The sequence below is a fragment of the Xanthomonas sp. NCPPB 4037 genome, assembly GCF_041475695.2.
Lineage (GTDB): Bacteria > Pseudomonadota > Gammaproteobacteria > Xanthomonadales > Xanthomonadaceae > Xanthomonas > Xanthomonas campestris.
This window is the reverse complement of record NZ_CM191261.1, coordinates 3,832,346-3,845,495: the sequence shown is the minus strand read 5'-3', so window position 1 is coordinate 3,845,495 and position 13,150 is coordinate 3,832,346. Positions and strand designations below refer to the sequence as shown.

Genomic DNA, 13,150 nt, shown 5'->3' with positions numbered 1-13,150 from the left:
CTTCCTCAGCTATTTTTGCGAAGTCTGTGGGTCTTGGTTCCCAGCATAGCGCCCGTCTTATCTCGCACCAAGCGATACGCTTGCTTGAAGTGAGGGCGCAAGCGATGCCGGAGTGCTCTCGCCAGGCGTCGGTGATGCCCTGGCATAGCCACGAAATCCAAGATCCAGAGTTGATCACCTTCGTTCCAGTCGCTAATCGGCAAGAACGGCGGATCTTGCAGAACCAAATGACTGGCGGTTTCAGGCGTCAGATAAGCCCATAAGGCGTAGCCGGTCCAGACCCCGTCTTCGTCTTCAATCGTGACGAGCTGGCCTAGGCGAATTGCAGGCCATAGCCACACATAAGCCGCTGCGATACTGAACTTCTTGCGGTCAGTCTTGAACAGGAGTTGCATTGCCAGGCCAAGCGCCTGCGCATCAACGGCATTAGGTTGCATGGGCGGTGGTTGAGCTAAATGTCTGCGCCGCAACGGCAGCGTCTGGGAAGGTGAGCAGTGCGGCAGGAATTGATGCACGCCCGTTCAAGCTTAGACCTACCAGGTAGCTGGTGGGTTCGCAATCGACCAGCACGACGGTTCGATGGCCAGAATTGGTGATGCCGAGTGTCTCATCTGCGACTTCGGCACCGAAAAGCAGTGTTCCGCCACGCACGCGTGGCCCCTCCAGCTGGACTGTATAGGCCATACGATGCGTATCAAAGAAATACAAGGCGGTGGACACGTGATCGCTTGCGTAGCCCAGGACAAGCCAGTGTGGCGGTAAGCCTTTCCAAACGCGGCGTGAGACCGCGACCTCGGTTGCGATAAAAGCCGAGACCCGCTCGGGTCCCGACGACCGATCGGCCAGGATCGACCGCACCAGCTTGATCGCCCGGCGCTTGGAGACGCGATAGGAAAGGCGTGGTCGTGGTCTCAGCCAGCGGTTGGCGGCACAAAGATGGAGAGTTGCGTTCGGAAGTGCGCGCAGGAGCGCCGCGATCTCCTCGCCAACAGGAGACCCGTAGCTTGCTTTGCCTCTGACGTGGTCGGAGAGCCAAGCGCGGCGCTCATCGTGCTTTGTGGGCTGATCGAGCGCATAGTCAATGCGCTGTTGCTCGCGGTAGTAGCGCGCAATGAGTGCTTTAAAATGCAACGCCTCTGGGCTTGACTCAGGCAAGGCACAGGCTTCTGCACAGTGACTGAGAAACGCAGCTTCCATGTGATGCTCGATCTGGATAAGCAGCTGATCGATGTTGGCGATTGCCTTGTCGAAGCGGGAATACTTCTTAAAGAAATAGGCAAGCGAGGGAAGCGAGTGGCGAACATCACGCATCTCATCGCCGAAGAAGTGACGATGCCCATCGGTGCCACGCTTCCAGCTGGGAACTGCGCGGAAGCCGCCGAAATCCAGGAACTGCGCGTTCGATGTGATGTTGTCGCTTGTCGGGCGTCCGGTCCAAAGGCGATGCGCGCGACTTGCGGCAATCTGCTCGGCAAGGCGGAGGTAGAGCGCAGACAAGTCAACGCCTAAGCCATTGGGATTGCCGGCATCGCGCTGCGCGTGTTCGTCGGCAAAGTGGATGGCATCTTTGACTCGCAGGCTATCTTGAAATTGATCGCTGTTTGCGCTGCCTGATGTTCCGAAATACAGGCTGCGCTCGAAATGCGCCAAGCGCAGGAAAGCGGGCCTGATCAGAACGGCGCACCGCTCCGGTTCGTCTGCATCGATGCGTGCGAGGGAGAAGCCGGCATCGATGATGGCAACGATGGGGACTGCCCCGTGGGGGAGCTCTGCGTTGAGGATCTCGCTAGCAACTGCCTCGCGAATGGCATCGTAAAGATAGAGACAGCCATGCGAGTGTGACCAATCATGGGCCTTAGAGACCAGTGGCGTGGGGCCGGTTCCTTTGGCGATTAGCATGCCATCGGAGCCACAGCGGCCACTCCCTCCGTGGATTGCCCCACCGCTCCCACCATAGCGATCAGCGCCCAGTGTCTTTCCGCCGAAGCTGCTGGCAACGCAGTGAGCTTCGATAGAGGTCACGGCAAAGCGCTCAAGCAAGGACGCTGAGATGCGAGCCCGAGTTGGCGCGTCGTGGATGGCCATGCCTAAGTCGTGAAACCAGCGCTCATTGAGCCAGAGCAAAGAAGCATTCGGCAGTCTTCCCACTGGAAAGGGCACGAGCATTGAGGTGCTCACGCTGGCAAGGTTCAACAGGTTGGGGTCGTTCTTGTCATCCATGTCCCAGTAGTCATTGGGCATTTCGCTTCCTTGTTTCCGCAGCTGTTGCGAGTTAGCGTTCGATCGGCAGAGATGATGCTACCAATCTGACGGCAATTCGTCCTGCTGCTTGGATTTTCTGAAAAACACGCGACATCACTTCTGCATGGACAGTCAGCGTAAAAAGGGACACACGGCATTGCCATAATCAGATCCGTACAGGTCTTATTCATTATTGCGTATAATTATTATTTATACGTAAAAAAGAGCCATGGTTGATCCAACTTTGGCGAAAACAAATTCAAAGAAAATTGAAGAGCAAGAGCGCACTTATGGTTTTCTGCTTTGCAGAAACCGTGCGCCAACGCTGCGCGTCGGTGCGGTGGCTTTCGCCACCTCGTTGCCTATGCTTCGCCAGGCAACACGGCCTCTTCAAAAGCTTGTGATCAAGGTCTCTCTGCTGTCGAGTTCGCTTAACTCTCGACAGGGAATGTTCTGTCGCTTCTTTATGTGCTCCACAAACAAACAGGAGTTTCACAAATGGCGATTTATCACGCAACAATGAAGTCTTTCAGTCGAGGCAACGGCGACTCTTCGGTCGCAGCAGCTGCTTACCGCGCAGGGTTTGATCTGCTCGATATGAGCACAGGGCTTGGCCACAATTATTCCCACCGAGGCGGTGTTGATTTCCATCAGATGCTTGCGCCGAAAGGAGCGCCCGAGTGGTGCTTTGATGCGCAGTATTTTTGGAACGCGAACGAAGCGGCCGAGACGACGTCCCCCCAATTTTGAGTAGCGCCTCAGTTTGGAGTCCAATTCCCTACCCCGAGGAGATTGGACGTGAAGAAACGTTTTACTGACGAGCAGGTCATCGGCTTTCTGCGCGAAGCCGAAAGCGGCGTCGCCATCAAGGACCTGTGCCGGCGGCATGGCTTCAGCGAGGCCTCGTACTACCTGTGGCGCAGCAAGTTCGGTGGGATGAGCGTGCCCGATGCCAAGCGGCTCAAGGACCTAGAGTCCGAGAACGCGCGGCTGAAGAAGTTGCTGGCCGAGCAGTTGTTCGAGAACGACCTGATCAAGGATGCACTGCGAAAAAAGTGGTAAGCGCACCGGCGCGTCGGACGCTGGTGCGCGAATGGATCGGGCGTGGTGCCAGCGAGCGTCGTGCGTTGGCAGTGATCGGCATGAGCGCCAGTGCACTGCGGTATTGCCCGCGCGAAGATCGCAATGGCGAACTGCGCGAACGCATCTGTGCGTTGGCACATCGCCATCGCCGCTATGGCGTGGGAATGATCTATCTCAAATTGCGGCAAGAAGGGCGCATCGTGAACTACAAGCGTGTGGAACGGTTGTACCGCGAGCAGCAGCTGCAAGTGCGCCGCCGCAAGCGCAAGAAGGTCCCAATAGGCGAGCGTCAACCGCTGCTGCGGCCATCGCAGGCCAACCAGGTGTGGTCGATGGACTTTGTGTTCGACCGCACCGCCGAAGGCCGGGTGATCAAGTGTCTGGTGATCGTGGACGATGCAACCCACGAAGTGGTCGCCATCGAAGTGGAGCGCGCGATCTCCGGGCACGGGGTGACGCGCGTGCTGGACCGACTGGCGCACAGTCGCGGTTTGCCGAAGGTGATCCGCACTGACAACGGCAAGGAGTTTTGCGGTAAGGCGATGGTCGCTTGGGCGCATGCCCGTAATGTGCAACTACGGCTCATCCAGCCAGGCAAACCGAACCAGAACGCCTACGTCGAATCCTTCAACGGCCGACTGCGCGACGAATGCCTCAACGAGCACTGGTTCCCGACGTTACTGCACGCGCGCACCGAAATCGAACGCTGGCGACGCGAATACAACGAGGACCGACCCAAGAAAGCAATCGGCGGCATGACCCCGGCTGCTTATGCCCAACATCTGGCAAACACCGATATCATCAACCCCGGACTCTAAACCAGGCCGCTACTCAGGGCGGGGGGACGTCGGAGACGCGTAAGAACGCACGCGTTTGCCGAGAAGTCGAGGTGTCGCTTCCGCATCAACTCGATCCACACCAACGAAAGGTGCTCGCTTTGGCGCTTGGCCAATTGCTCGTCAATCGGTTCAAGGTCGCCGTATTGGTCGCTGTGCACACACCAAGCAAATATGGTGATCAGCGCAATCATCATGTGCATTTGCTGATGTCAGCACGACAAGTCGGCCCAGGAGGACTGGGGGAGCGCGCTTGCGCTGAGTTTGATGCGCGGCAAGGGGGCGGCACACGAGCGCTGCGGCAAATCCGCAAAGACATTGCAATGGTCATCAATGCGCACTTGAAGAATGCGGGCGCCCCGGCTCGGGTAGATCATCGCAGTCTCCGAGCACAAGCACAGGAAGCCGCGCGTAATGGAGAGTTTGAACGCGCCCGCGAACTCACGCGCCGGCCTGGCAAGCACTTGGGCAAAGCCAAAGTGGCGGTGATGCGCAAAACGAAGTTCACAGTAGAAGTGAGAGGGGCAGGTGGGCGAGAAGCAGCACTGGCGCTTTCAAAGCTTGTGGCTGAGCACATGACCAAAAGTGGCGGCATCGTGCATGAAGTGCCACCGTCCCATAGCCATGCGGCTGCACTTCGGGATCGGGCCAACGCAAAAGAGTCTGGATTGGAAGGGCGCACAGCAGGTTGGCAGGGGCGATTGTCAGGCGCAGAGCGGGTGCGCCAGATCAAAGAGCGCTTGGCGCGTGCGCCAGCGCCTCGCCCGGGTCTCTACAGGCCTTACAGCGGTCAGACCCGACATCTTAGTCGCGTGACGCGTCTGGCTCGGTCCTCGGGTCGGCCAGACTCGGAGGTCCTGAACCAAGAGGCGCAGCTGATCGAAGATTGGCTCGAAGCCCAGCGAGAGGTGGCTCAGCAGTCTCTCGAAGTATTGCGGCAGATCCCGGGTATCCAGATTGAGCCCGAGTTCCAGCGGGCGCACTCCACACTCGTTTGCCGGCGAGCGGATAGCTACGCCACCAAGCCATTTTTCTTTGAAGACACCGAGATGCTTGCTCGCTCAATCAGCAAGTATGCCCATGCGCTGGTGCGACCCTACAAGGCGCGCGTGGCCGTGCTGGATGCGCAAGCCAAGCTCTATGAGCAAGAATACGATCCCGATACGAAAGTGGTGGCCAGAGCACAGCGGCGCTTGGCGCGAACGAAGAGGCATGTCTCCCCGCGCATCCAAGCGATCCAGCAGGGGCGGATCAAGCGGGCTCGAAAAGCGATGGTGGAGGCGGCTGAGGCCTTGGAGAAGAACTTCTCTCCGCAGCCGATTGAGGTGCTGACGCCTGAGGCATACAGAGAGGATGCGACTCCATCGCAGGCCGAGGGTGAGGCAGGGCATTGGGAGTTGAAGTTTCGGCCACCGAAGTTGGGTATCTAAGCAGAGCAGGTTCCGCAGCGAATTCTTGTTGTTGATAATGCTCATAGATAGGGTGTGGTGCGCCGTGGCGGCAGCGCCCACCCCTTTTGCCAGAAGCGGATACTTAACTGTGAGCAGCTGAAGCGCCAAATTTGAGCAGGCGTAGCGTCACTGCGCGGGCTGGCTTCTCGATTGCGTACATCTTATTCAGCTCATCGGCGTGCATGTGTAGCATGGCTTCGAAGTCCGCCATCGTGTAGCCCAACTCGTCAGCATGGGCACGCAGGATGTCATTAAAGGCAGTCGCTTGCTCGGGGGCGAAGTCAACCTCCGGCGGCTCTTTCGTTCGGTAGCCGGCGGCGCTCATCTGGCGCCACAGATACGTACTCTGCATGTCGGTGATACAGCCCAGCGTCTTGGCTCGCATCAACAGTGCTCCCATGGAGACTCTCCATATGGGTTTCAGTGCAGCCAAGCGAGGTAGATTGATGCCATGCATCAAGTCACTGCGGATGTCTTGCGCTGGCATCAGCAATTCTGAGGCAAATGCGTCCGCCTCTCGCTCCATGTCGGGGCTTGGCATACGATGCATGATGGCGTGGGCCAATTCATGTGCCAGAGTAAAGCGCTGGCGATCGCCCGGCATGGATTTGTTGAGAAAAATGCAGGCGGGCAGACCCGGCGGTTGCAGGGTCAGGCCATAAACACCGATGCTTTCAAACTCACACGACAGGACGATACAGCCCGCGCGCTCCACCAGGGCTGTCAGGTTGTGCAGTGGACCGCTCGGTACACCCCAGTGACGGCGGACCATTTGTGCAATCCGCGCGGCATCCCCGTTGTAATCGTCAATGTCGAAACGCGGCAGCGACAACTCCGGTTCGTAGTCCATGGAAGACAGCAGGCGGCGCAGATGCATCAGGCGCAGGTTGATCTCCGCCTCCATCTTGTCAGTCGCCTTGGCACCTACGCTGGCACTCTTCCGATAGCTGATGCTGATCGGCACACCAAAGACGGGGTCCGTCTCATAGAAAAGAGAGACGGGAAAGCTGAGCGCTTTGGCCAGAGACTCGATCAACTCGGGCCCTGGCTGCATAAGGCCGGCCTCACACTTGGAAATGGCGGCCTGAGTCACTCCGGCTGCCTTAGCCAACTGGACCTGACTCATTCCCCTTGTCTGCCGTGCCACCTTGATCAAGGCTGCATTGGCAAGCGGGGTGGTCATGGCTCGTTCTCAATCTTCTTCTCGTTCTTCGATTTTACCGCAATTTTTATGGTCTTCGGGGCCGACACCGGCGTTTCTGAGACTGGCGCAACCCCAATCGGCACAACATTTCCACCCTCGTCCTTGCGCAGCAAGGACGTGCACCACAGCAAGGTGCCCTGATCACGCGCTACCAACAAGATGTCCTGGATGGCCGTCTCTAACGGATTCGGGACATAGGTGATTTCCAAGCGCTGCACCCTAGGGATACCAGGCAGATCTTCTTGCTGATCGTGGTAGTCCAGGGCCGCTTGAGTGGGATAGTTGCTGGTAAGGCCACTCGAATCGCTCTTCTTAAAGCGAAAAACCAGTCCGTTAATGTGGAACCAGCAACTCTGGTTTTTGGGATGGATGCGCACACTCGAGTCGTTGGCAAACGCTGCTTCGGCCCCGCACGCCAGCTCCTCCCAGATGTAATTAGCCCGGCTGCGCTTGCGCTTCCAGCGCCCACTCTTGCCGCTCGCCATCCAGTCCGCCCATGCGTCCAAAATAACTTGCACGATGCGGGCCGTGTAGGGCGTCAGACGCGCTTCGATTTCGGATTGGGAGAGCATGGGAAGGTCTTTATAATGTGTTGTCAAATTATAACCACAAATATAACGGGCGCCGCAAGCCCTGCTGTTCTACCTTGCTACCTAAGAGCGCAGGCGTACAGATCTTGCCGCTAGGCTCGCTTTCGCCTGCTTGAGTCGAGTGGCTGCCCCTGCTAGCTTTAGGTATCGTTCGAGGTATCGTTTTTTGACCCATTGGGCTGTTTGATCCTTGTGATATCAATGGGTTAGGGTGGTTTGGATTCTGTTCCCATCGCCCGCTCCAGCCGTGGAAGGCAGTGATGGCAACTGACGGCGCTGGCTATCCCAGAAGGCGAGCACGAGCCTGGAACGGCCCGCCAGGCAGTGTTGAGGTGGCGTTTCCAAACCTTCGCGCCCTTAAATTTGGATGCCTTGAAGCGTATCTCTTGGTAGCTGCTGATTTGCAGCTCCATAGATTTGCCTTTCCCTCGTGCGCTGCCTGATTGACTCCATGTGATGCAGCGGCTGTTAGCTGCCCGGCGATGTCACGATCAAAGCACCCATCGCAGGAAGGCAGAGGACGCTGGTGTATCTGGAAGACGCGCTGATGTTTGCACCTTCGCTCGATGTTCTTGCAGCTCAGCTAGTAATTGCCGCGTGGTTTATTCCGTTTGGTTGCTTGTTGCTGATCGTGTCGAGACGCATGTCTGTTCGTGCGCGCTATTACTTCCAAAGCTGCGTCATAGGAAGCATGGTCGTCGGGTTGCTGCTGGCCTTCCTGCTGCCGTCTTCGTTGTACGTGCTGAAATTTATGCTGATGCTGGCTCTTGCAGTCGTCATAAGTGTGATGGGGTTGAAGCATGGGCCGCGCAAATACGTATGGTTTGGTTTGCTCGCGGTGGTGCTGGCCTACGCTGCTGTAGCGCTTCAATACGTGCTTATGGAAACTCCAAGGTAGCGCGGCAGATCCATTGAAAGCGGCCGCGAGATGGATAGGCCTACAGTTCGAACTGGCTGATTCCACTGCCTCTTTAGGAAAGTACTCGTTACCTGATTGCTATACCGCTCAACGCTCCAGAGCGCATCGATGTGATCGCACAGCTGCGCGAAGATACGCTGATGGATGCGACCGCAAGAAACCCCACGTACTCTTGCGGTATCAGCTGCATGGGTGCTGGCGCGCATCAGCATTCTGCACGGCCGGACACAATCATGAGAGGCGTCTGTGTCACCGGCGCTGCGCCGTTTTCAGCGGCTCAGCAGCTTGTCGAAGGCCGCTTCGTTTGATTCAAGGGTGTGCTTGCGAAGGCGCGATGCATCAAAGAGTTCGAATGCCCGGCTTGGGTATGTGCTCCATCCGCTCAACTGCGTGACATCTGCTATTCGAACGAAAAGCTCAAACACGCGATGCGTACCACCGCCTAACGGCCAGGCCGTCATGGCGCAGTCGATCGCACTCGCGCGCAGCGGATCAATCACACGTCAGGCTCACGCACCCTGAGCGACGGTGGGCAGGTGGCACTGTTGCCCTGGGAGAAACGCATGAGCACCGACAACGACACCAATCGAGGCCCCTCCGATTCAAACCCGCCGGATGGCGTCAAGGCGCCGGGCAAGCCGCACTCCCCTGTGCAGGAAGGTCCGGCACAAGACAGCGAGATCGATGATGACGACAGCATCGAGGACTAGGACGCTTAGCACGCCGTCCCATCAGGCGGACGCCGAGCAGGTGTGTAGGGCGCTGCGGGCGCCCCTTGTTGGCGAAGCGGCCGCGCAGTTTGCTTCGCAATTTCCTTCCCCACCGTCAGGAAGCTCCTGATTGAGCGGGGTCGAGCGTACGCCCATAGTGGCAACATCCTTCGACACAAGCGCCATGGCCACCACGCACACCCAGTTGGTTGGAGCACTCCTCAAAGGCATGCGGCGCGCTGAATATGCGCGTGCCGCGTCGGTCGCCTACGCCGCCGGCATGGCGGACCAGATGAACAGCGGCTTCGGCACCCTGGACGATGCCGGCAAGGTGCTGGAGATGTTCGGGCTGGATGCTGAGCAAATTCAAGAGCTTGGCTTGATCGGTGTGGAGGAGCTCGGGGAGACGGTGTTCCATGCCTGGTCGATCAATGCCGGCGAAGTGGAGCGCGTCAGGCAGTGGTTTTGCGCGCCACGGGTCGAATTCGTCGGCAAGCACTGCAGCGAGCTGATCCGTACCGGGCGCATCGGCCCGGTTTTGACCATGGCGCGCGAGCAGGCGCTGCTGCGGCCACGCTGAGCGGGCCTGCAACTGCCGTGCTGCAGCCGCTTTACGCTGGGCGGTGCAACGGCAATACTCGCTGACCTGTCCAAGAATTTTGCTTCGCCCATGCGCCAAAGTTCGCCCGCGTCACCCTCCGCCGCCGCCAAAGCCCAACTGCTGGAAGAGCTGCGCAAGCTCGAGCAGGAAGAGGCGCAATTGAAATACGCCCAGACCCTGGAAGCATTCGACCAGGTGATCGAGACGCTGACCCAGTTCGGTGGCCGCTTCAACACCAAGCAAAAAGCCCAGATCGCTTCGCTGGCCACGACCGGCAAGGTCAAGGGCCCGTTGACCTCTAGCGGCGAGGTGGCCGCCAAGTACTGGCTGCCGCATTCGGGCGAGACCTGGTCTGGCCGTGGTCGCACGCCGCGCGCATTCAAGGCGTGGGAGGGCACCAGCTCCTATAATGAATGGAAAGCCAAGCACCCGGACAAGCGCTTTCCGTTGTATCCGGGCTGAGCTGCGGTCGATCGCTGCTTGTGGCACACACTCACGAAGATAGAAATAAACGGCCGCACGGGCGAGATCGACAGCCTCACGCTTGGTAGCGCGGCCGCGCGCTGTGGGAAGGATCAACACAGTCTGGCGGCCTCCGGCGTGACCCCTTGTCGGAAGTGATGCTGGCGCTCGGCTACGCGATACCCGATGCCGTTTGCAAGCGCATCGCGATCACGGTCGAACATCATCCGCGTGCGCGTAGACAAGAGGCTTAGGTAAGCACGAGGCTGCAGACGGCATTGCACCCTGCATGGCAATCGCTGATAGGTCATCGCCTGTCCACACCAGCCGCGCGTGCCGCCGCATGTGGCGCAAGCTGGCAGTGATGGGCGCTGGGTCGGCTTGGCTACGCAGCCAAATCGAAAAGGCCCGCAATTGTGTCGGCTGCGCCCGCGCTGCAGGCTGCCAGATATCCGCATACAAACAAGTAGCCACAAAAAAGCCCGCCTTCCATCCAATGAAAGGCGGGCTTGCTAACGCACGCTCAGGCAATCAGCCCACCTTGCACTCGAACACCGTGATGCTGCGCGGCGGTGCCAGGAACTCGCTGGCGCCGGCCGGCATGCTGTCCACTTCCAGCGCCTCGTCGGTAGACAGTGCAAGCTTCCAGTGCACCGGTTCGTCGGAGGAGGGCAGGGTGAAGGTCACGCCCTCGTGATAGGCGTTGATCACGATCAGCAACGTGGCGTCATTGCCGCGTTCCTTGACGCCGGAGGTCTGCGCCTTGCCTTCCAGCAGCAGTCCTACCGAGCGCGCGCCGGCATCGGTCCAGTGCGCGTCGTCCATCTCGGTGCCGCCCGGATTGAGCCAGGTCAGATCACGCAGGCCGGCTTCTTCGTTGTATTGCCCGTTGAGGAAGCGGCCACGCGACAGGATCGGGTAACGCTTGCGCAGCGCGGTCAGTGATTTGACGAAGTCGGTCAGGCGGCCGTCGGTGGGGTCGTTCTCCCAGTCGAGCCAGGTGATTTCATTGTCCTGGCAATAGGTATTGTTGTTGCCGCCCTGCGATTGCGCCCGCTCATCGCCGGCCAGCATCATCGGCGTGCCTTGCGACAGCAGTAGCGTGGCGAGCAGGTTCTTCATCTGCCGCTCGCGAAGTTGCAGGATGTCGGCGTTGTCGGTCTCGCCTTCTTCGCCATAGTTGCACGAGCCATCATTGGAGGAACCGTCGCGGTTGTCCTCGCCGTTGTCGATGTTGTGCTTCTCGTTGTAGCTCACCAGATCGCGCAGCGTAAAACCGTCGTGCGCGGTAATGAAGTTCACCGATGCCCAGGGGCGGCGGCCGCGGCGGTCGAACAGGTCCGCAGAGCCGGTGAAGCGAGTAGCAAACTCTGCCAGCTTGCCGTCCTCGCCCTTCCAGAACTCACGCGCGTTGTCGCGGAATTTGTCATTCCACTCCGACCAACCCGGCGGGAAATGCCCCACCTGGTAACCGCCCGGGCCGCAATCCCACGGCTCGGCAATGAGCTTGACTTCCGACAGCAGCGGATCCTGGTTGCAGGCATCCAGGAAGCCACCGCGTTGATCGAAGCCGCTCGGCTCGCGGCCCAGGATCGTGGCCAGGTCGAAGCGGAACCCGTCCACATGCATTTCGCCAGCCCAGTAGCGCAGCGAATCGTTGACGAACTGGATCACCCGCGAATTGCTCAGGTTGAGCGTATTGCCGGTGCCGGTGTCGTTGATGTAGTAACGCTTATCTTCGGCAAGGCGGTAATAGCTGGCGTTGTCGATGCCCTTGAACGAGAGCGTCGGCCCAAGTTCGCTGCCTTCAGCGGTGTGGTTGTAGACCACGTCCAGGATCACTTCCAGGCCTTGCTTGTGCATCGCCTTGACCATGTCGCGGAACTCGTCGCGGTGGCCGCTGGAAAGGTAGCGCGACTTCAACGCGAAGAAGCTGATGGTGTTGTAGCCCCAGTAGTTACGCAGGCCCTTGTCCAGCAAATGCTGATCGTCCAGATACGCATGCACGGGCAGCAGTTCCACTGCCGTAATGCCCAGGTCCTTGATGTACTGCAGCACCGATGGCTGCGCCAAGCCGGCAAAGGTGCCACGCACGGCTTCCGGTACCTGCGCGTTGCGCATGGTGTAGCCACGTACGTGGGTCTCGTAGATCACCGTCTCGTTCCACGGCTTGAGCAGGCGCGCGTCGTCTTCCCAGTCGTACGTGTCTTCGACTACAACGCACTTGGGCATGAACGGCGCGCTGTCGCGCTCGTCGAAGCTCAGGTCGCCATCAGGATGCCCGACCGTGTAGCCATACAACTCGTCGGCCCAAACCAGATCGCCATCGAGTTCGCGCGCATACGGATCCAGCAACAGCTTGTTGTGGTTGAACCGGTGTCCTTCGGTGGGCGCATAGGGACCGTGCACGCGGTAGCCATAACGCTGGCCGGGCTTTACGTCGGGTAGATAGCCATGCCAGATCTCGTTGGTGTACTCGGGCAGGTCGACACGGGTTTCGTTGCCCTGTTCGTCGAACAGGCACAGCTCCACACGCGTGGCGTGCGCGGAAAACAGCGCAAAGTTGGTGCCCTTGCCATCGAAGATGGCGCCGCGTGGGAACGGGCGGCCTTGGCGGATGCGGGAGGGAGTGGCGTAAGCCGCGCTGGCGGGATGTCGCATTGGGCAGGATCTCGTGAACCGGCACGCCGGCATTAGGGGGCTCAAGCATTGCTGGTGAGGCTGTGCAAGACACGTCACGGCCGCAGTGGGGCGGCGTGAGGGTGGCTGCGCATGCGTCGTTGGGTGATCAATCAACCATGCACGGTCAGCAACCGGCATCGTGATGCGTTGGTGCTTCGGCTCGATATCGCGCGTCATGTCGCGTCCGCTTGGTATCACAACACGCGACGTTGCCATCACCCTTTGCTTGAGCAGCGCGCCGGCGCCCTGCTAGCATCGAGCCCGGTTGAGGCCGCGCGGTTTGCGTTGCCACTTCCTCGCTGAGTCGCTTTCGCTTCCCACTCCTTGGGGCCGTCGCATACCAGTCGGATCGACGCGTGCAGGGCGCATGG

11 protein-coding genes and 4 pseudogenes are annotated in these 13,150 nt (G+C 59.3%); 8 read left to right on the top strand and 7 right to left on the bottom strand.

Annotation, left to right across the window (positions count from 1 at the left end; genetic code table 11):
• Positions 1-5 precede the first annotated feature (5 nt).
• Both ACCQ01_RS17045 and ACCQ01_RS17040 read right to left on the bottom strand, forming a co-directional pair.
• Positions 6-437, bottom strand: coding sequence for a toxin-activating lysine-acyltransferase (locus ACCQ01_RS17045; RefSeq protein WP_057672816.1), 432 nt, complete (start codon positions 435-437; stop codon positions 6-8).
• Complete coding sequence (locus tag ACCQ01_RS17040) at positions 427-2,241, bottom strand: protein adenylyltransferase SelO family protein (protein ID WP_228432363.1); 1,815 nt, start codon at positions 2,239-2,241, stop codon at positions 427-429. The genes ACCQ01_RS17045 and ACCQ01_RS17040 overlap by 11 nt, the downstream gene beginning before the upstream one ends.
• Positions 2,242-2,470: 229 nt before the next feature.
• Between ACCQ01_RS17040 and ACCQ01_RS17035 the strand changes: the two genes are divergently transcribed.
• From ACCQ01_RS17035 to ACCQ01_RS17020, 4 genes and pseudogenes are all read left to right on the top strand, one after another.
• Complete coding sequence (locus ACCQ01_RS17035) at positions 2,471-2,764, top strand: hypothetical protein (RefSeq protein WP_228432365.1); 294 nt, start codon at positions 2,471-2,473, stop codon at positions 2,762-2,764.
• Positions 2,740-2,973: pseudogene (locus tag ACCQ01_RS17030) on the top strand (MobA/MobL family protein); the annotation flags it as partial. The gene ACCQ01_RS17035 and the pseudogene ACCQ01_RS17030, both read left to right, overlap by 25 nt.
• Positions 2,974-3,039: 66 nt before the next feature.
• Positions 3,040-4,142, top strand: a pseudogene (locus ACCQ01_RS17025) (IS3-like element IS1404 family transposase).
• 71 nt (positions 4,143-4,213) lie between these two features.
• Positions 4,214-4,507, top strand: a pseudogene (locus ACCQ01_RS17020) (MobA/MobL family protein); the annotation flags it as partial.
• On the opposite strand, the pseudogene ACCQ01_RS17015 reads toward ACCQ01_RS17020, so the two are convergent.
• The 3 genes and pseudogenes from ACCQ01_RS17015 to ACCQ01_RS17005 all read right to left on the bottom strand — a co-directional run.
• Positions 4,403-4,624: pseudogene (locus ACCQ01_RS17015) on the bottom strand (hypothetical protein); the annotation flags it as partial. The pseudogenes ACCQ01_RS17020 and ACCQ01_RS17015 overlap by 105 nt on opposite strands.
• A gap of 1,069 nt (positions 4,625-5,693) precedes the next feature.
• Complete coding sequence (locus tag ACCQ01_RS17010; RefSeq protein ID WP_076038478.1) at positions 5,694-6,794, bottom strand: helix-turn-helix domain-containing protein; 1,101 nt, start codon at positions 6,792-6,794, stop codon at positions 5,694-5,696.
• Positions 6,791-7,387, bottom strand: coding sequence for a hypothetical protein (locus tag ACCQ01_RS17005; RefSeq protein ID WP_076038479.1), 597 nt, complete (start codon positions 7,385-7,387; stop codon positions 6,791-6,793). Before ACCQ01_RS17005 ends, ACCQ01_RS17010 begins: the two co-directional genes overlap by 4 nt.
• Positions 7,388-7,931: 544 nt before the next feature.
• Here ACCQ01_RS17005 and ACCQ01_RS17000 point away from each other — a divergent pair.
• Complete coding sequence (locus ACCQ01_RS17000; RefSeq protein ID WP_228431832.1) at positions 7,932-8,303, top strand: hypothetical protein; 372 nt, start codon at positions 7,932-7,934, stop codon at positions 8,301-8,303.
• 290 nt (positions 8,304-8,593) lie between these two features.
• On the opposite strand, the gene ACCQ01_RS16995 is transcribed toward ACCQ01_RS17000, so the two are convergent.
• Positions 8,594-8,824, bottom strand: a complete 231-nt coding sequence (locus ACCQ01_RS16995) for a hypothetical protein (protein ID WP_228431833.1) — start codon at positions 8,822-8,824, stop codon at positions 8,594-8,596.
• Between the two features lie 63 nt (positions 8,825-8,887).
• Between ACCQ01_RS16995 and ACCQ01_RS16990 the strand changes: the two genes are divergently transcribed.
• From ACCQ01_RS16990 to ACCQ01_RS16980, 3 genes are all read left to right on the top strand, one after another.
• Complete coding sequence (locus ACCQ01_RS16990; RefSeq protein WP_228431834.1) at positions 8,888-9,034, top strand: hypothetical protein; 147 nt, start codon at positions 8,888-8,890, stop codon at positions 9,032-9,034.
• A gap of 184 nt (positions 9,035-9,218) precedes the next feature.
• Positions 9,219-9,614: a hypothetical protein gene (locus tag ACCQ01_RS16985; protein WP_011038225.1), complete on the top strand. Its 396-nt coding sequence runs from the start codon at positions 9,219-9,221 to the stop codon at positions 9,612-9,614.
• Positions 9,615-9,704: 90 nt separating this feature from the next.
• Positions 9,705-10,097 (top strand): H-NS histone family protein, encoded by a 393-nt coding sequence (locus ACCQ01_RS16980; protein ID WP_228431835.1) that lies wholly within the window; start codon positions 9,705-9,707, stop codon positions 10,095-10,097.
• A 531-nt stretch (positions 10,098-10,628) separates the two neighbouring features.
• On the opposite strand, the gene glgX is transcribed toward ACCQ01_RS16980, so the two are convergent.
• Complete coding sequence (gene glgX / locus ACCQ01_RS16975) at positions 10,629-12,758, bottom strand: glycogen debranching protein GlgX (protein ID WP_228431836.1); 2,130 nt, start codon at positions 12,756-12,758, stop codon at positions 10,629-10,631.
• Positions 12,759-13,150 lie beyond the last annotated feature (392 nt).

Bases quoted from the DNA above. Each gene is read 5' to 3' on its own strand.
- ACCQ01_RS17040 (WP_228432363.1), bottom strand. From the start codon at position 2,241: ATGCCCAATGACTACTGGGACATGGATGACAAGAACGACCCCAACCTG.
- ACCQ01_RS17005 (WP_076038479.1), bottom strand. From the start codon at position 7,387: ATGCTCTCCCAATCCGAAATCGAAGCGCGTCTGACGCCCTACACGGCC.
- ACCQ01_RS17035 (WP_228432365.1), top strand. From the start codon at position 2,471: ATGGTTGATCCAACTTTGGCGAAAACAAATTCAAAGAAAATTGAAGAG.
- ACCQ01_RS17045 (WP_057672816.1), bottom strand. From the start codon at position 437: ATGCAACCTAATGCCGTTGATGCGCAGGCGCTTGGCCTGGCAATGCAA.
- ACCQ01_RS17010 (WP_076038478.1), bottom strand. From the start codon at position 6,794: ATGACCACCCCGCTTGCCAATGCAGCCTTGATCAAGGTGGCACGGCAG.
- glgX (WP_228431836.1), bottom strand. From the start codon at position 12,758: ATGCGACATCCCGCCAGCGCGGCTTACGCCACTCCCTCCCGCATCCGC.
- ACCQ01_RS16980 (WP_228431835.1), top strand. From the start codon at position 9,705: ATGCGCCAAAGTTCGCCCGCGTCACCCTCCGCCGCCGCCAAAGCCCAA.
- ACCQ01_RS16990 (WP_228431834.1), top strand. From the start codon at position 8,888: ATGAGCACCGACAACGACACCAATCGAGGCCCCTCCGATTCAAACCCG.
- ACCQ01_RS16985 (WP_011038225.1), top strand. From the start codon at position 9,219: ATGGCCACCACGCACACCCAGTTGGTTGGAGCACTCCTCAAAGGCATG.